The sequence below is a fragment of the Neobacillus sp. GCM10023253 genome, assembly GCF_042653105.1.
GTDB classification, from domain to species: domain Bacteria; phylum Bacillota; class Bacilli; order Bacillales; family Cytobacillaceae; genus Neobacillus; species Neobacillus citreus.
Genome location: NZ_JBHSHV010000003.1, coordinates 522,932 through 541,072, shown reverse-complemented (window position 1 = coordinate 541,072; position 18,141 = coordinate 522,932). Strand labels below are relative to the sequence as shown.

Here is an 18,141-nt window from a genome sequence, read left to right as displayed (position 1 = left end):
CTATCTGTTTTTCCATTTTGGTTTTCTTTTTTCATTAAATGCTGCTATCCCTTCTAACCTATCCTCGGTTGGAACCAACACATTATAGGCAGCAATATCAAGAGCATAAGCGGTATGGAAATCTACTTCAGTTCCTCTATTCATGGCCATTTTTGCCATTTTTATAGATAATGGGGCACTTTCTGCTATTTTGACAGCCAATTCTAGCGCTGTTTTCATAGTTTCCCCTTTTGAAACAATACGATTGACTAAACCCCATTCATAGGCAAGTAGAGCGTCAATCTGCCGGCCTGTAAAAATCATTTCCTTAGCTCTTCGTATCCCTATGCTTCTTGGCAAGTTTTGCAATCCCCCTCCGCCTGGCATAATACCTCTGGTTGTTTCAGTCAGAGCAAATTTAGCCGTTTCAGAAGCGATAATAAAATCACTCATAAGCGCTAGTTCACAGCCACCCGCAAATGCATAACCCTCGACTGCCGTTATCACTGGGATTGGAAAATCTCTAACGCATAGGAACAATTCTTCTATTAAATGATGCTGCTTCTTCCAATCTTCATCTGACATGCCATTCCTTTCTTTTAAATCCCCACCTGAACAGAAAGCCTTTTCCCCTGCTCCGGTTAAAACAATACATCTTAAATCCTCATTATGTGATTGTTCTCTAAAAAGTTGCAGTAACTCCTTAAAAAGCTGTGTATTTAATGCATTCATAACCTCAGGTCTATTAAGTGTAACGGTCAAAATTTCATTTGCTGCTCCCTTATATTCTATTAGAAGGTCACTCATTCTATTTTTTCTCCTTTTCCACCCATATTAATAAGATCTTGGTAATTTCAAACTATGCTCAGCGATATAACTCAATACTAGGTTATTGGAGATCGGGGCCGTGCGGAATAAACGAGTTTCTCGCCATTTCCGTTCAATATGATATTCTTCCGCTACACCGTATCCACCAAATGTAGTCATCGTTACGTCTCCAGCTTCCCAGGATGCCTCTGATGCCAAATATTTAGCCATATTCGCTTCCTCTCCGCAAGGAAGTCCTTTATCAAACTTTGATGCTGCTTTAAAATTCATCGTTTCAGCTGCTTGGACAGCCATGTAAGCTTTCGCAATAGGGAACTGGATACCCTGATTTTTCCCAATAGGACGATCAAAAACGACTCGTTCATTTGCATATCTTACTGCCTGTTCTATGAACCACTTTCCATCCCCTATGCATTCACTAGCAACTAAAATTCTCTCTGCATTAATTCCATCTAGTAAGTAGTAGAATCCTTTTCCCTCCTCGCCTACTAAACAGTTCTCGGGTACTTCCAAATCATTTATAAAAAGTATATTTGTCTCATGATTTATCATGGTCTTGATCGGTTTGGCCTCAATTGCACTTCCTACTTTTCTTAAGTCAATTAAAAAAAGACTCATCCCGTCAATTTTCCTTTTTACTTGTTCTAATGGTGTTGTCCGTGCAAGCAATAAAATCATGTCCGAATGCTGATAACGAGAAATAAAGATTTTTTGCCCATTAATGACATATCCATTATCTGTTTTTCTCGCAAACGTTTTAATCTTAGTTGTATCTGAACCAGCATCGGGTTCTGTGATACCGAAGGCCTGTAAACGCAGGGTTCCGTTTGCAATTAACGGTAAATATTTTTCCTTTTGTTCCTTACTTCCATGCCTGAGAACAGAGCCCATAGTATACATTTGTGCATGACAAGCCGCTCCGAGGCCGCCTGAACGATTAATCTCCTCTAATACAATCGCTGCCTCTGTCATACCCAAACCAGCCCCGCCATATTCCTCTGGAATAAGTATTCCTAACCATCCTGCTTCGCTCATTGATCTTACAAATTCCTCTGGATATGCCCCCTCTTTATCACAATTGCTCCAATAGTTCAAATCAAATCGTGAACATAAAGACCTCACACCTGAACGAATCTCATTCTGTAAGTCATTAAATTCAAAGTTCACCTTAAATCCTCCCATTCTTAATATAAAATTATTAAATAATGAATCTATCTTCGTAAAAGTCCTCCTCTTAAAAGATGCCCTGGCAGTGAATGACCAACGATCATTTCTGCCGCGGAAACGTTTTCAATTAATAAATCAAGATTGATCCCTGTGTCGATTCCTAGTTCCATACACATAAAGACAAAATCTTCTGTGGCAATATTTCCAGCAGCTCCTTTGACTGCGGCAAATGGACAGCCGCCTAACCCGCCAAGTGCGGTTTCAAATTCATTCACTCCTTCCTCCATTGCCGCATAAGCATTGGCCATTCCAAGACCACGTGTATCATGAAGGTGCAAAAGAATCTTAATTTGCGGCCATTCATTTCTAATCGTATAGATCATATTTTTTATTTGTTGCGGGTTCGCCCACCCCATGGTATCAGCCAACTTAAATTTTTGGATTGTTTCCCCATTTTCCTCTGCCATTTGGATGGTTTGCCTTAGAATATCCAATATTTTCTGTTGTTCTATATCCCCTTCAAAATTACAGCCAAATGCTGCCATAACTGCAATCTGTTCTACCGGAATTTTATATTCCTTATATGCTTGTATCCAGGAAGGAATAGTTGATAAGGTTTCTTTAATGTCTTTATTCGTATTCCTTTTTGAGAACGTATTACTTGCCGTAAGCATTAACACTCCATCCAATGTCACATTGTTCTGATATGCCCTATGTAATCCCTTTATATTAAGATATACAGTCCTATACGATACCCCTTCTTTCCTTTTTATTTGGGATAATACTTCTTCTGCATCTGCCATTTGGGGTACCCATTTTGGGCTAACAAAGGAAGTTACTTCGATGCTAGTGAGTCCGGTTTCGGTTAGACCGTTGATCAAATTCACTTTATCACTAGTGGAAATAGGGCCATCTTCTATCTGGAATCCCTCTCGGGGGCCAACTTCATAAATAATGACACTTTTAGGTAATCCCACTTTTTATTCTCCTCCCTACCCTCCAACAACTTTTTCAGTTTTAAGTAATTCAATTTCTTCTGAATTGTATCCAGCTTCCTTTAAAATCTCTACGGTATGTTCACCAAGCAAAGGTGGCGGCAAACGGAAAGTACTTCTTTGATTATTAATGCGGATAGGTAGATCAATTATTTTAAAATTTGAAATTCTGAATCCATCTATTTTCTTTATTATTTCTAATGAATTAATTTGTTCGTCTTCATATACATCGTTAGTCGAGTTAATAGGACTACAAGGGACATTTGCTTGTTGGAGAATTTTGATTATAGTTGTAGTATTAAACCCAAGGCAGCGCTCTTCTATGGTCTGATGCAATTCTTTACGATATGCAACTCTATTTTTATTACTTTCAAATCTCGGATCATTTAATAGCTCAGGTATACCAAGGGCATGGCATAAAGATGAAAAGAGTCGATTGTTACCAGCGGCTATAATAACCCAGCTATCCTTGGTTCGAAAAGCCTCATATGGAGCTACCATGGCCGTACCAGTACCTAACTTCTCAGGAACCTTTCTCGTAGCCATATAGTTCGTCAAAGGTAAGTTCATCCATCCTAATCCTGTTTCTAGCAAACTCGCTCCAACTACACAACCTTTACCCGTATTAGAACGATTGATAATCGCAGAAAGAATGCCGGTAAGTGCCCACATACCAGTTGCCATGTCAATAAGAGAAACCCCAACTCGAGCAGGATCATCACCGGGGTTCCCAGTAACACTCATAATTCCCGTATAAGCTTGAATAAGAGGATCATAACCTGGATATTCCCGTAATGGACCTGATTCACCAAATGCACTGATTGCGGAATAAATTATTGAAGGGTTAATTTTTGCTAGTTGTTCATATCCTAATCCACGCTTCTCAGCGCTGCCTGGCTTTAAACTGTGAATGAATACATCTGCATGTTCCACTAATTTTTTTATGACTTCCTGACCTTTTGAATCATCTGCATCTATACAAATACTTTTTTTATTTCTGTTGAATGCAAGAAAAGCGGTCGCTTCATCCTCCCATGAAGGGGAATTCCATTGTCTAGTATCATCTCCGGTACCTGGACGTTCAATTTTTATGATCGTTGCTCCAAGGTCTCCCAATAACTGGGTACAATAAGGTCCTGCAACATTTTGCGTCCAATCGATCACCGTAATATTTTTAAGAATGTTTGACAATGTTTTGCATCTCCTTTCGTTTAATTTACATATCTTTAAATCTAATACAGTTTGTAATTTCACTACTTTCTTCCCTATTATTCTGTATTAACTTAATTTCAAACGCGTGTAATTGTTACACTATTTTTAACATTCTGAAATATATAAGTCTAAGATATAATTTCTATTATCATTATTAAGATTTTCTATAGCTTATATTTAAAAATGTGAAAGTGGATGATCATCACTAGTTTTATTTTTACTACTTTCTCTTATCTTACCTAGTTTTGAGTTAACATTCGTTTGCATAAAAATAACCTCCGATAAAAAATTATTCGGAGGTTGAAGAAAAAGTCCTCTACAGTCTCGGTATCAACCTCTCTACAGACTTGCAGCAGATAAGTGTGAAACTGTGAAGGAATATGTAAAAACTATAATCAATGTAAATCTGCTAATACCCTTGATACAATTGACTTAATGGCGGGAATGCGTGGGAATCAAACCTACCAGACCTAGCACGCAAGACTCAAGCTTTTTTGAAGTTTGCTGAACATGTTTTTCTAGTACCTTGCAGTTGCCGGAAATGCTGTTATATCAAGTTTTTTACCGTTTTTGTATTTTCTTGTGTTCCGTAATTTCAAGAAATATGGCACCAAGTATGGCATCGCTCACCTTTTTATAATAACAAAATTAAAAGTCTTACCCTAACAGTTTTTCCTTTAGTAAAATAAATGAAAGTATTGATGGTAGATGATAAGATCTCTTACGGGGAATCACTTAAAACGTAATAGTAGGGTGTGGGAAGAGAGACTCTTACTCCTCCCCACCAAATCGAAGATTCAATAGAAAACCATACATAAGGATGAAAACCATAATTCCCAAAGTTTGAAATGTTCCTACCATGATCTTAATCGAGAAACTTCCTCTTAGTTTATTCCTATATGTAACAATATAATTTCCATCGGCAGAGTTCGCCAACACTAAAAGGATCCAGCTGAGGACTATTATCACAGCACCCAGTCCAAAAAGAATAGGATGTAATTTACTTTTATCCAAATAGATTAAGAGATTAGCTATTAGGAATCCGAGGACTGCTGCAGCAACATAAAACCACCATAAGGATTCAGCACCAACTTTAACTAACAAAACCATATACTGAATCGTAAATCCTAAACTCATTAAAAAAATAGGAACACTATAGAAACAGGATATCATGAATTCCCTTTTGTTCCCTTTTACTATTAATATTAAAGCGACAATGACGCTAGGAATTCCTATGACCCAATGTATCAATGCCATACCATATACTGGGTTCGCATAGCTTTCCTTTAAGGGGAGCTCCACGACTCCATGAAAAGTTTCCCCATCTAAATGACCCACCATCATATACCATCCTAAACACAATACGACGAAAAAACAGCCTAATAGCTTTAGTGCTGTACCGAACGTACTCGGTTCCTTCTTCCTTGCTTTACGTTTTTGTTTCTTTTTACTCAATCGTTACACCAACTTTTATTCGTCCATTTCTTGCGCTATTTCATCCAAATCATCGTTAACAAGATCAGAATGGAAATACACAGCCTTTATCGGAAACTTATTTCTCATTTTTAAATTTCCATCCTTTTTTTTCTTTATTTTTCAGGATCGTGTCCAGTAATTGCTTAAGACCTTCATATTTAATAAATCTATCTGGAGGAGTTTTTGCCCGTTCTCCGAATTTATTGGACAGCTCTTTTAATTCGTCTTCACTTAGTAACACTCCCACCTCAATGGCCGAGCGCATATCTCGAATCCCAGAAGGTGAACATAGAATCCCATAAAGGATGTAAACTTAGCGATTTACTTAGAATATGATATGTCTAAAACCGCCAGTGTTGGCCTAAGGAAAATTCATTATCCATTAATGGAGGTACCATATGACTACCTTAATTATTTATGCCCACTCAAATAAGGATAGCCTTAATCATGCGATATTAGAGAACGTCATGAAAGGATTAAAGGAAGCCAAACGGAAATTTGAATTAATTGATTTATACGCTGAGAAATTTGATCCTGTTTTAGTCATCGATAATCAGCATAAACCAAGGGATTTAATCCATGATCCATATACTGAAAAGTATCGAAAAAAAATTGAGCAGGCTGACCAGTTAATTTTCATTTACCCGATTTGGTGGTATGGTGTACCAGCGATTTTAAAAGGCTTTTTTGATCGCGTGTTTGTTTCCGGATTTGCGTATCAACACAAAGGAGCATTTCCGAAAGGGTTATTGAAGAATAAATCGGCATGGGTTATTTACACCATCGATGCCCCCTCTTTATTTATTCGATTGTTTAGAAAAAATGTCGAATGGATTGTTGTAAGAGATTACATTTTAAAGTTCTGCGGCATAAAAAATATCAAAAGAACTCGATTAACTTCTGTTAAACATTCTACCTATAAAACTCGCCAGAAATGGCTTCAAAAAATCTACCAGCACGCAAAAGTGATTTGAACATATGGGATTGCACGTAAAAAAAAGAAAGTTAAAAAGGAGCGCGAAATAAAATTTGCGCTCCTTTTCTATTAAAATTTTACTAATCGTTTTGATTTTTTTACTCATTAAATAAATGCATATTCATATTTCTAGATGAATATGAATACATAGTGAGTTTTTGAAAGAAGGTGGGTATCATGATGGATCGGGTAAATGCGGAAATCAACCGAATCACCGATCAGCTCATTAAGGACCAATCAGCTGATGGGTCCTGGCAATATCCCTTCGAGACCGGAATCGCAACTGACTGCAGTATGATTATCCTATTACGGACATTGGAGATAAATGATGAGGAGTTCATAAAAGAATTGGTTGAACGTATCGCAGGAAAACAGCAGGAAGATGGGTCATGGAAGCTATTTCATGACCAAGAAAAAGGAAATCTGACAGCCACAGTGGAAGCTTATTTTGCCCTTCTTTATTCTGGTTACCGCGATCGAAAAGACCAGGACCTCCAAGCTGCAAGAAGGTTTATTTTGGCCAACGGAGGGGCTACGGAAGTCCATATGTTTTTGAAAATCATGTTGGCTATAACAGGACAATGTGAGTGGCCGCACTTCCCTATTAATATTGAAGTGATGCTTTTACCAGACTCCTTTCCCATCAATCTCTTTGACCTCTCCGTGTATGGAAGAGCGAACATTATCCCTTTTTTGATTCTCGCCAATACGAATTTTCGTAAGAGAACGCCTCGATCGCCCAATCTCTCCGATTTGTTTCAAAAAAAAGCTATTCGTTTTTTTACAGAGGATCAAGCAGAAGACGCCCGCTCGGTGATCAAATGGATTAAACAGGGGATTAAGGGTCTGAAATCCCATGTAAATCTTCGCGAATTGGCATTATTTCGTGCCGAAAAATATATGCTGGACCGAATCGAACCGGACGGCACCTATTTAAATTATTTCAGCACTACTTCTCTCATGATTTATGCCTTACTGGCGAGGGGGTATTCGAATTCACATCCGGTAATTACTCGTGCCGTGCAAGGTTTAAAAGCGATGACCTGCCGTATTGAGGGAGAACTTCATTGCCAATATACGACGGCTACGGTATGGAACACAACGTTAATTAGTTATGCTCTGCAAGAATCGGGTGTTCCCTATTCAGCCGATACCGTCCAGAAGGCAAACCAATATATCCTCTCCCGCCAACATATCAAATACGGGGATTGGGTCATTCATGAACCGAACTTGCTGCCTGGAGGCTGGGGCTTTGCGGACTTGAATACAATCCATCCGGATATTGACGACACAACGGCAGCACTCAGAGCGATTCGAACTTTGGCTATCGAACAGGCAGATTGTCGGCAGGCATGGGATCGCGGAATCAACTGGCTCATTTCCATACAAAACAATGACGGTGGCTGGGCAGCATTCGAAAAGAACGTGAACAAGAAAATATTGAACCTGTTACCGATTGATGGCGGAAAAGATTTGTTGATTGATCCTTCTACAGTTGATTTAACAGGAAGGGCATTGGAATTCTTCGGTAACTACACCCATTTGGATTTTCACCATCCCATGGTAAAACGTGGGATTCGTTGGCTGTTAAAGAAACAAAATTCGGATGGTTCTTGGGTAGGTCGCTGGGGCGTCTATATTTATGGAACATGGGCGGCTGTAACGGGGTTAGTTGCGGTTGGGGTTTCACCTAATCATCCATCCATTCAGAAGGCAGTTAACTGGTTAAAATCCATTCAAAATCAAGACGGGGGTTGGGGAGAATCCTGTAAGAGTGATATCGATAACTGTTATGTGCCGCTCCGCGAAAGTACCCGTACTCATACAGCATGGGCCCTTGACACACTTATCTCGGCCGCGACTGATGTTACACCTGAAATTGAACACGGTGCAGCTTTTTTAGCGGACGGAAAAGAAAAAGATTGGACAAAGACCTATCCAAAAGGAAGGGGAATGGCGGGATCCTTTTATCTCAATTATCATTGTTATGAATACGTTTTTCCATTACTGGCACTCGCGCATTATAAAAATTTAGCTGAAGGGAGTTAAAAACAAGGCGAGTTGGCTGTTAGGGATGCCAAAAAGAGTGATAAAACATATAGGCTGGCATATTTTTATTTCCTGTCCCATACACTGAACAAAACTACAACCATACAAAGTCTTAACAAGCAGGAGGTAAAATATGCTTGAAACTTTACTCCAATTTTTCGACCTTAATACAGTCATTTGGTTGTTCCCTATCATCTTTATTTTCCATGACCTAGAAGAGATCATAACAATTGAATCTTCCATGAGTAAATACAAATATAGTTCTCAAAAAACTCCATTCGTCGAACTAACATTAAAAATGCGGAGAAAACTAGGTTCGACCGCTGCCCAACTTTCTGTTTCGGCTACATGGATTTTGCTGATTATCTCATTCACCACATTGATGACTGCCCATTTCTCCTTGAACGGAAGGGGATTTCTTTTATATACAGCAATTCTCAATTTATTTATTCTGCAGGCGACCATGCATATTGTTCAGTCCATCTTTTTTAAAGGATATACACCTGGTATCATAACGGCGCTGTTCCTCCTCATCCCTTACTGTCTTATTGCGTATTACAGTTTGTTCGAGCGCGGCCTGATAGACTTGCATTTAATTTTCGCAAGTATTCCCGTCAGCCTATTAATGATCCATATTTTTCTTGTTGGCAATCTCTTAGGCCGTTATTTTATTCACTAACTGGTCCTCATTCTTTTATTTACTTGGTCTGTATTTCATATTCGAATAAGATGGTTGCTTTTCCTCATTTAACCGATAAGTTAATCCATAATAAAAAGGTAGTTGCTGGAGGCGAGTAAATTGCATGTTGTCTTAACGGGAGGAACCGGGTTTATTGGTCAAGCCTTAACACACCTGTTGATTCAAAAAGGCCATCGGGTAACCATATTAACACGACGTCTTCCTGATAATTCTAGAACAGATGAGTTCGTTAATTATGTTGAGTGGCTTTCTGAAGATAATCAGCCTGAAAACGAACTTGAAGATGTGGATGCAATGGTCAATTTTGCCGGGGAATCAATCAATAGCGGGCGATGGACCAAAGGTAAAAAGGAGGCTATTTTGAATAGCCGTCTCACCGCCACTAAAGAGGTAATTCGAATTCTAGGACATCTTAATCCCAAGCCAAAAGTTCTTGTTAACGCCTCAGGTTTAAGTTACTACGGGATGTCAGATTTCAAGACGTTTAATGAGACCTCACAAAGTAATGCAAATGATTATTTAGCAAAAGTTGTAAGGCTGTGGGAGAATGAAGGGGCTGCGGCCAAAGAATTTGGCATTCGAACGGTCTTCGCACGCTTCGGTATCATTCTTGGTCAAAAGGGTGCCTTACCGCTAATGGTGCTGCCGTATAAATTTGGTATTGGGGGGACAATCGGCAATGGAATGCAATGGATTTCCTGGGTTCACATTCAAGATGTGGTTGAGATGCTTTACTTCGCCATCATTAATCCCGAAATAGATGGACCGTTGAATGTGACCTCTCCGAATCCAGTTCGCATGTCATCATTCGGAAGGTCAATTTCAGACGTCCTTCACCGCCCACATTGGCTCCGTGTGCCTGAGTTTTTTTTAAAAGTGGCATTTGGTGAAATGAGTCAGGTTGTATTAAAAGGGCAGCGTGTACTTCCTCAAAAAGCACTTTACCACAATTACTTCTTTCATTTTACAGATGTAAAAAGTGCTCTTTCTGATATTCTAGGTTAACGTTACTTCTACCTTCTTCATCTCATGTGTTACCAATTATGCAAAAGAAGCTACCCATCAATTCGAGCAGCTCATTAAATAACCTATGTAATATTTTCAGTTGTTGTCCAATAACTTTAAACCTCAATTTAATTACTCGAAAACGTTCAAAGAATCTTATATATCAAAGTTGGCGGGAATGCGTGGGAATCGAACCCACCAGACCTGGCACGCAGGTCTCAAGCAGTTTTGAAGACTGTGGAGGACACCAGTACCCCATCCATCCCCGTATTAAAAGTAGACTTGTTTAATTACCTTGTTCGTAACACTATATTACATTGAAATATAGTATTAATCAATAAATTGAACCCCATTGTCATTTTTTCGACAACTTTTTTAATAGAAGGAACTTTAACAATTTCCTTATCAAATAGACTTTTCCATTATTGTGGTTTTATGATAACTTGTCAATTCCCTTAAAAACCGACTATAATGAAGGTTGAATATAACGTTTATGTAGGTGAAATAACATGTTTCAACTTCAAGGTTGGTTTTTGTGGTTTATCCTTTTTTGGACATTCTTTTTAATAGGATCATTTTCTATTGGTGGATATTTTATGTTTCGAAAGTTCTTAAAAAAGATGCCAAAAGAAGATGGGAAATCAGTTATGGATTGGGAGGAGCATTACGTTAATGAATCCCGCCATTTATGGGGACCTGAGGAAAAAGCGCTGCTTGAGGATTTAGTCAGCCCTGTTCCGGAATTATTCCGTGATGTAGCACGGCACAAAATTGCGGGGAAAATCGGCGAGATTGCCCTTAATGAAAAGGCTCCAAGGATAACCGAAGAATTGGTCATTCGCGGCTATATCCAAGCTACTCCTAAACGGGATCACAAGTTTTTACGGAAAAAGCTATTTGAGAATAAAATTGATGTTGCTCCATATGAGCATTTATTTTAGGCCGTTCTTAGGAACGGTTTTTTAGTTTAATTAGAAATGATACGTGACGAATTCCTAGCTTCATTTACCTTTTCGGGTAGGTAGAACTCTCCTACGTAACCTTCCCTTGACACCTTCACCCTTTTCGGGCACGTAGATCTCCCCTACGTGACCTTCCCTTAGCACTTTCATCATTTTCAGGCACGTAGACCTCTATTAAAATAGAAAAACACCGGCCCTTAAAAGCCAGTGTTCCATAAACTACAACAATTTTATCCCATGCAATTCTTTATAAAGCTTTTTATAAGACGTATACATCGCAACACGCCAAGGCACAATCATGCTAAACGCTAGCAGGAAGAACATGCCACTTAATTGACCAACGTCAATCGAGCTGCTTAGGATTGATTTCAGTACAATACGAATAAGTAGGAGGCCGACTAAGATAAAGACAAACGCTTTTGACCTCTTTAAATAAATATCATTGTCACGAATCTCGAACTTCGATGTTTTAATGAGGAATATCGAGAAAAACATCCCCACCACCACAGCCTCGAGTATTTCCATTGGCGTTAACCTGAATTGCGGAACTACATACATTAATGCCCCACTCGACATAAATACTGGCGGTAAGATAATCTTTTTTACACTGGTTGGCTTTGCGGCAGCTTTCATCCGTACAAAAAATGCTAAAGTGCCCATAAAAACGGCACCGATTGTTGAAATAAGAACGTAATTCATTGGATTCATTCCTTACCCTATAATTTACTTTCCCATTATACTTCATATTTATGAAAATGGATAAAGATTTTTACTGTTATCCTCGTGGAAAAATTGAATGCACAAGGAAACCAGTCCAAAAAAAGGAAACCATTTTTAACAAAATCAAAAATGGTTTCATAAAGTCATTAGAATCCTGTAAACCCGCCGAAAAGTGGAGATACGATTTGAATAATTTTTGTCATCCAGTCAAAGAAAAGCATAACCCCCATGATAATCATTAAGGTGCCGCCTATTTTCATAATTTTAACGCTGTGTTTCTTGATCCAATTCATCCGGCCGACAAAGAATGATAAAATGAAGAATGGAATCGCAAACCCTAGCGAATAGGCCGTCATGTATAAAACGCCTGAGCCTGGATTGGACGCGGCAAGCAGAATAACCGATGAAAGAATCGGACCAGTACAAGGGGTCCACCCTGCTGCGAACGCCATCCCAATTAAAATCGAGCCAATATAACCGGATGGACGGTTTTTAAATTCAAACCGGCGATCCCTCATCAAAAATTCAGGATTTAAAATGCCGACAATCACTAATCCGAAGAATACGATAAATATGGCGCCTAGCTGCCGGATTAAATCCTTGTATTCTTGAAAGAAGCTGCCAACGAATGATGTACCAAAACCAATCGCAATAAAAATAACGGAAAAACCAATCAGGAAAAATAATGTATGTAAAAGGCTCCGTTTCGTCAGCATCGCATTTTCGCTTTTTAATTCACCCACTGACATCCCCGTAATATACGACAAGAACGCAGGATAAAGCGGTAAGCAGCATGGAGAAATGAAGCTTAAGAACCCTGCCCCCAGCGCTAAAAATAAATTTACATCTGCCATATTAACACTCCCAATATAGTCGATACCCTTTCATTCTAACAAAACTTAAGGCTAAAAGATAATGATTATCATGAATATTTTGTGTCTATCATTGATATTAGTAAATATCGCCATTATAGATGGATATTTATTTACAAATTATCTTTGAAATAATTTACAACTTAGGTTATACTAGTAAAACAGTTCCATTTAATAGTTTAGAAGTCAGACCTCTAAGTAAAATTTTTGGGATTTTTCCAGAAAGGATATCAGCCGTGGTTAAACAAGATATAGTTACTTTAATTGAAAAAAAACGTGCTGAGCTTTATAAAGTTGCGACCAAAAACGGCTTGACCTCCTCCATTGCCATTCGCTACAGTCAGGAGCTTGACCATTTAATAAATGAATACAATAGAGCATATATAACAAAAATCTCGTCATCGTTCGTTGCTCAATAACCATACAAACAAATAAAGAAGCCTGGCATTCCAGGCTTCTTTATTTGTTTACCCTTCTAGTTGATGACATCCTCCATTTTTTCTACCAACCCGTTTTGCAGCAGGAACATTTTATGATAGAGTCCTCGTTGCGCCAGAAGCTCCTGATGGTTCCCCCGCTCAACAATCTCACCTTGATGCAGCACAAGGATTAAATCGGCATCCTGAATCGTTGATAGCCGGTGGGCAATCGCAATGGTGGTTCGCCCTTTCCGCATTTTTGCCAAGGCCGTCTGGATTGCTTCCTCTGTCTCTGTATCAATATTGGCAGTCGCTTCGTCAAGTACCAAAATTTTCGGATTCGCTGCAATCGTCCGGGCAAAGGCAATTAACTGCCGCTGCCCGCTTGAGAAAGTTGCGCCCCGCTCGACCACTTTATGCTGATAGCCATCCTCAAGCTTTTCAATAAACGTATTAGCCTGAACAAATCGGGCAGCCTCTTCAATTTGCGAGTCAGTCAAGTCGGTATGATGGAGACGAATATTATCCTTTACCGTCCCATAAAACAAAAACGGATCCTGAAGGACTAGGCCTAGCTTCTTTCGTATCTCAACCTTTGAAAAGTTGCGGATGGATTCCCCGTCTACCAAAATTTCACCATGTTCAAACTCATAAAACCTCATCATCAAATTGATAATCGAGCTTTTCCCGCTTCCTGTATGACCGACAAGGGCAACTGTTTCACCAGGATTAGCGGCAAAGGAAATATTTTTTAAGACATCTCGTTTCCCATCATAGGAAAAACTCACATTCTTAAACTCTACTTTCCCTTTTTCAATCTGGTTGACCCCCTCATCATTATGGGCAGGTGCCAAGCTGTCTTCATCGAGCAATTTAAATACCCGTGAGCCTGCTACAATCGCCTGCTGATATAATGACAGGCGCATCATCATCTGATTCACCGGTTCAAAGAAACGATCCAGATAATTGATAAAGGCGTAAATAACACCAATTTTCACACTAGTATCAAAGGAAGTAATCCCAAAGTAACTTAAAACGATGATTAAGGCAAAAATATAAATTAAATCAATAGCCGGCCTTAACAGCAGACCGTCTATTTTTATATTCTTCATTCCCGCGTTATAGTGCTTTTCATTGATTTCTCCAAATTCATTTCGCAGGCGCTTCTCTTGCCGAAAGACCTGTATAATGGCCATACCCTGAAGTGATTCGCTCAATTTGGCATTCAACTGGCTGAGCCGCTCCCGCATATCCAAATAAAATCGCGAGCTCATCTTTCTGTATAGAGCCATTACAAAAATAAGAATCGGAATAATAATCACACACATCAAGGCTAGCTTCACGTTTAAGATAAACATGGCTATGAAAATACCAAACAGCAAAAAACCACTCTGAATAAAGGTTGCCAGCACCGTGACAAACATGTCTTTAATCGCTTCCGTATCATTGGTAACCCGTGAGACAATACTCCCCGCCGGTGTTTTATCAAAATACTTCAATCCCAATGCCTGCACTTTTGAAAAAACATCGATTCTGAGCTGCTGGATGATATATAAGGCTATCTCCTGAAATTTTACCAATTGAAAAAATAAGAGAATCGCTTTCACGATCTGTATTCCCATATACAAAGAGCCAAGCAGCAACAATGGCTTAAACTCCAGATTTCCCGGTGTCAAATAATCGTCCAGGAAGATTTTGACGAGAATCGGCAGAACAATATCTCCCACTGTTGTTAGCAGCAGCAGGACGAAGGCAAGAGAAATCGTCTTTTTATGTGGTTTGGTATAGGAAAGGAGACGGAATAAAACTTTCCTTTGTTCGCGTTCCGATAATTGAACTTTTTCTTCCATATTAATGTCCCCCATGCTCAACCAGCTCTTCTAGCTGCTGGTGTAAATACATTTCCTGATACCAGCCGTTCTGCTCCATCAATTCCTCATGTGTGCCTCGTTCAATGACTTTTCCGTCTTCTAAAACCAGGATGAGGTTGGCGTGCTGAATCGCGCTTAATCGGTGGGACGTAATGATGGTTGTCTTCCCCTCACGATTTTCCTTAAGCGCTGAAAGGATCGCTTCCTCCGTTTTCGCATCAACGGCCGATAAGGAATCATCAAACACCAGCAGTTCTGGATTCATCAACAGTGCCCGGGCAATCGAAATTCTCTGCTTTTGCCCGCCTGATAACGATACTCCCCGCTCACCGACAATTGTCCTATATCCGTCCGTAAACTGGAGAATATCTTCATGGATATTCGCTAATTTTGCTGCCATTTCAATTTCTTGACGGTCTGCTGATGGATTTGTGAAGGCAATGTTTTCGGCAACAGTTGCAGAGAACAAGAAGTGATCCTGCGGTACATAACCAATCGCTTCTCTTAATTTTTCCAGTTTATAATCCTGTAGAGCCCTACCGCCAAAGAGGATTTCCCCTTTGTAGCCTTCAAACTCGCGAATCAGGAGTTTTAAAAGTGTTGTTTTTCCGGCGCCAGTTTTTCCAACAATCCCTAAAGTTTCCCCTTTGTTTAATTTAAACTGAATTTCTTTAAGAATGGGCTGCAATTCACCTGGATACGTAAATTCATGGATTCGATACTCTACATCACCACATGGTACCATGTCCGTCGCTTGTTCATGATCGGTAATTTCGACCTTTTCGCCAAGGAGCTTTGCAACACGGTCATAGGAAGCCCGGCCCCGCTCCACAATGTTAAATAGCCATCCGAATGCCAGCATCGGCCAGATTAATAAACCTAAATAGGTAGTAAAAGATATTAATTCACCAATCGTCAACTCGCCATTCAGCACATACTTGGCACCGAATACAATGGATAGGAAAAAGGAAATTCCGACGATGATGGAAATAGTCGGATCGTAGAGGGAATCAATTTTGGCGACGACGATATTTTTCTGAACGACATCATCTGATTGTTTTTTGAAGTCTTCAATATCCTCTTGTTCCTGGCCGAATGTCTTGATGACCTTTATTCCAGTAATGCTTTCTTGCGTTTTATCATTTAAGGATGAAAAAGCTTCCTGGGCTTTATGAAAGCTTCTGTGCAGCATAGTCCCAAACCAGCTTGTCAGCATCGCCATAATCGGCAGCGGGATTAAACAAATGAGCGTTAATTTCCAGCTGATTGTAATGGCCATTGTCAGAATAACAAAACCGCCGGTTGACAATGAATCTACTAAAGTCAAAACCCCCGCCCCTGCTGTCTGCTGAATAGCCTGAAGGTCATTGGTCGCATGTGCCATTAAATCCCCAATCCTGCTTTTTTGATAAAAGGCAGGGGACATTTTTGTAAAATGATGATATAAACGATTTCTTAAAATTTTGCTTAGCTTTACTGAGGATCCGAAAATCATGATCCGCCAATAGTATCTAAGGATGTAGGTAGCAAGTCCGACACCAACAAGTACAAAAACCCACTCCGTAAGTTGTCCTTTCGTCATCGTCCCTTCATTTATATGGTCAGCCACAATTCCGATGACTTTAGGCGGAACCAGCTGCAGCAAAGCCACCACTAGTAAAAAGAAAACCCCTGATATGTATGCTTTTTTCTCTTGTTTAAAAAACCAGCCCAGCTCTAAAAAAACCTTCATATGACCTCCCCCAAACGGATTAAAATCATGTACCGTTCATAACTGGTAAAAAATATTTAGCCTGACGAAGATTTATTTTATCAAATTTTTCTAAAATAAGGAAGATTAGGAAATTAACGCTTTAACGCAATAAAAAAGACACTCAACGCTATGATGAGTGTACTTATCAACAAATTTCCGAAAAAACTAGGTAATTTCAAGATTATATGTTACACTTGGTTTACCATTTGATTTACTGTTTTCATGACCCTATTCATTCGTGAATAGGGGTTTTTTTTATGCATAAAAAAAACAGACCCTTTACAGAGCCTGTTTTGTTTTTGGTTTAATTAAGCTTTACGAACGTTAGCTGCTTGAGGTCCGCGTTGTCCTTGCTCAACATCGAAAGTTACTGCTTGACCTTCTTCTAAAGTTTTGAAACCTTCGCCTTGGATAGCTGAGAAATGAACGAATACATCGTCTCCACCTTCGCGCTCGATGAATCCGAAACCTTTTTCGCTGTTAAACCATTTTACTTTACCGTTTTCCATTTTTGTTGCCTCCTGAAATGTGTAAACACACAATGTAATACTATCCTTGCTCTCAGTGATCATCAAGACGAAAAGTTTTCCTTATACTATCCTTTACACCGAACAAAAATAATTCTTTACTAGTGTAACACGCTTCGATAACAAAAGCAAGCATCTAAAAAGTAAAATAATAAGCCAGTTTGTAAAAAACCCCATTTAAATATTAAGAACCTTCTAAACTTGTCCCGAAGACTTTAATTACATCCTCTAATAACAAAAAAACCACCTTCCTTTGGTTAAGCTTCCAAATAGAAAAGTGGTTTTGTGTTGAAATATTTAAGGATTAAGCAATTTTATAAGAATTTATGATGAAGGATTAAGTCGTAAACTTATCCGATTCTTAAAAATTGCTCTCAACCATCTGACTAACCTTGATATATCAACGTGTTACTTGCCAGTTTGCTTATTCATGGCCTGCATCATTTGGTTGATCTTCTTTTGTGAAGGCTTCATACCCATTTGCATCATCATGGTTTTAAGCATTTGCTCATTGATTGGCGGATTTTTCTTTAAATAGCTCATCATATAACGGCGAGCAATGAAAAATCCTAGTGCTACACCAGCGACAAGTGCCAGTATACCAACTAGAACGTACATCATATAATAATT

At 39.2% G+C, this 18,141-nt stretch carries 17 protein-coding genes and 1 tRNA gene; 6 read left to right on the top strand and 12 right to left on the bottom strand.

Annotation, left to right across the window (positions count from 1 at the left end):
- The 5 genes from ACFPA1_RS03080 to ACFPA1_RS03060 all read right to left on the bottom strand — a co-directional run bounded on the left by ACFPA1_RS03080 (position 1) and on the right by ACFPA1_RS03060 (position 5,636).
- A complete protein-coding gene (locus ACFPA1_RS03080; RefSeq protein ID WP_378581209.1) occupies positions 1 to 786 on the bottom strand; it encodes an enoyl-CoA hydratase/isomerase family protein in 786 nt (261 codons plus the stop codon).
- A gap of 27 nt (positions 787 to 813) precedes the next feature.
- A complete protein-coding gene (locus ACFPA1_RS03075) occupies positions 814 to 1,974 on the bottom strand; it encodes an acyl-CoA dehydrogenase family protein (protein WP_378581208.1) in 1,161 nt (386 codons plus the stop codon).
- A gap of 44 nt (positions 1,975 to 2,018) precedes the next feature.
- Positions 2,019 to 2,951: a hydroxymethylglutaryl-CoA lyase gene (locus tag ACFPA1_RS03070; protein WP_378581207.1), complete on the bottom strand. Its 933-nt coding sequence runs from the start codon at positions 2,949 to 2,951 to the stop codon at positions 2,019 to 2,021.
- Positions 2,952 to 2,966: 15 nt separating this feature from the next.
- Positions 2,967 to 4,223, bottom strand: a complete 1,257-nt coding sequence (locus ACFPA1_RS03065; protein WP_213140651.1) for a CaiB/BaiF CoA transferase family protein — start codon at positions 4,221 to 4,223, stop codon at positions 2,967 to 2,969.
- Positions 4,224 to 4,952: 729 nt separating this feature from the next.
- Positions 4,953 to 5,636 carry a hypothetical protein gene (locus ACFPA1_RS03060; RefSeq protein WP_378581206.1) on the bottom strand — a complete coding sequence of 228 codons (684 nt, stop codon included), beginning with the start codon at positions 5,634 to 5,636 and terminating at the stop codon, positions 4,953 to 4,955.
- A gap of 419 nt (positions 5,637 to 6,055) precedes the next feature.
- Here ACFPA1_RS03060 and ACFPA1_RS03055 point away from each other — a divergent pair, with 419 nt between their 5' ends.
- From ACFPA1_RS03055 to ACFPA1_RS03040, 4 genes are all read left to right on the top strand, one after another.
- Entirely contained in the window at positions 6,056 to 6,631 is a 576-nt protein-coding gene (locus tag ACFPA1_RS03055; RefSeq protein WP_213118725.1) for an NAD(P)H-dependent oxidoreductase, read from the top strand.
- A gap of 179 nt (positions 6,632 to 6,810) precedes the next feature.
- Positions 6,811 to 8,682: a squalene--hopene cyclase gene (shc, locus tag ACFPA1_RS03050; RefSeq protein WP_378581204.1), complete on the top strand. Its 1,872-nt coding sequence runs from the start codon at positions 6,811 to 6,813 to the stop codon at positions 8,680 to 8,682.
- 133 nt (positions 8,683 to 8,815) lie between these two features.
- Entirely contained in the window at positions 8,816 to 9,361 is a 546-nt protein-coding gene (locus tag ACFPA1_RS03045) for an HXXEE domain-containing protein (protein ID WP_378581202.1), read from the top strand.
- Between the two features lie 120 nt (positions 9,362 to 9,481).
- Entirely contained in the window at positions 9,482 to 10,387 is a 906-nt protein-coding gene (locus tag ACFPA1_RS03040) for a TIGR01777 family oxidoreductase (protein WP_378581200.1), read from the top strand.
- 170 nt (positions 10,388 to 10,557) lie between these two features.
- On the opposite strand, the gene ACFPA1_RS03035 is transcribed toward ACFPA1_RS03040, so the two are convergent.
- Positions 10,558 to 10,654: transfer RNA gene (locus tag ACFPA1_RS03035), tRNA-Sec, on the bottom strand.
- 242 nt (positions 10,655 to 10,896) lie between these two features.
- Here ACFPA1_RS03035 and ACFPA1_RS03030 point away from each other — a divergent pair.
- Positions 10,897 to 11,328: a DUF2621 domain-containing protein gene (locus ACFPA1_RS03030; protein ID WP_378581198.1), complete on the top strand. Its 432-nt coding sequence runs from the start codon at positions 10,897 to 10,899 to the stop codon at positions 11,326 to 11,328.
- Between the two features lie 240 nt (positions 11,329 to 11,568).
- Here ACFPA1_RS03030 and ACFPA1_RS03025 read toward each other — a convergent pair whose 3' ends face one another.
- Together ACFPA1_RS03025 and ACFPA1_RS03020 are read right to left on the bottom strand one after the other, a co-directional pair.
- Positions 11,569 to 12,048, bottom strand: a complete 480-nt coding sequence (locus ACFPA1_RS03025) for a CcdC family protein (protein ID WP_378581196.1) — start codon at positions 12,046 to 12,048, stop codon at positions 11,569 to 11,571.
- A gap of 167 nt (positions 12,049 to 12,215) precedes the next feature.
- A complete protein-coding gene (locus ACFPA1_RS03020) occupies positions 12,216 to 12,923 on the bottom strand; it encodes a cytochrome c biogenesis CcdA family protein (protein ID WP_378581194.1) in 708 nt (235 codons plus the stop codon).
- Between the two features lie 254 nt (positions 12,924 to 13,177).
- On the opposite strand from ACFPA1_RS03020, the gene ACFPA1_RS03015 reads away from it, so the two are divergent.
- Positions 13,178 to 13,360, top strand: a complete 183-nt coding sequence (locus tag ACFPA1_RS03015) for a Spo0E family sporulation regulatory protein-aspartic acid phosphatase (protein ID WP_213140660.1) — start codon at positions 13,178 to 13,180, stop codon at positions 13,358 to 13,360.
- A gap of 56 nt (positions 13,361 to 13,416) precedes the next feature.
- On the opposite strand, the gene ACFPA1_RS03010 is transcribed toward ACFPA1_RS03015, so the two are convergent.
- The 4 genes from ACFPA1_RS03010 to ACFPA1_RS02995 form a co-directional block, all read right to left on the bottom strand.
- Positions 13,417 to 15,210 (bottom strand): ABC transporter ATP-binding protein, encoded by a 1,794-nt coding sequence (locus tag ACFPA1_RS03010; RefSeq protein ID WP_378581191.1) that lies wholly within the window; start codon positions 15,208 to 15,210, stop codon positions 13,417 to 13,419.
- A gap of 1 nt (position 15,211) precedes the next feature.
- Positions 15,212 to 16,963, bottom strand: a complete 1,752-nt coding sequence (locus ACFPA1_RS03005; protein WP_213140662.1) for an ABC transporter transmembrane domain-containing protein — start codon at positions 16,961 to 16,963, stop codon at positions 15,212 to 15,214.
- A 329-nt stretch (positions 16,964 to 17,292) separates the two neighbouring features.
- Positions 17,293 to 17,493, bottom strand: a complete 201-nt coding sequence (locus ACFPA1_RS03000; protein WP_213116216.1) for a cold-shock protein — start codon at positions 17,491 to 17,493, stop codon at positions 17,293 to 17,295.
- 426 nt (positions 17,494 to 17,919) lie between these two features.
- A complete protein-coding gene (locus ACFPA1_RS02995) occupies positions 17,920 to 18,132 on the bottom strand; it encodes a YneF family protein (protein ID WP_213116217.1) in 213 nt (70 codons plus the stop codon).
- Positions 18,133 to 18,141: the final 9 nt, after the last annotated feature.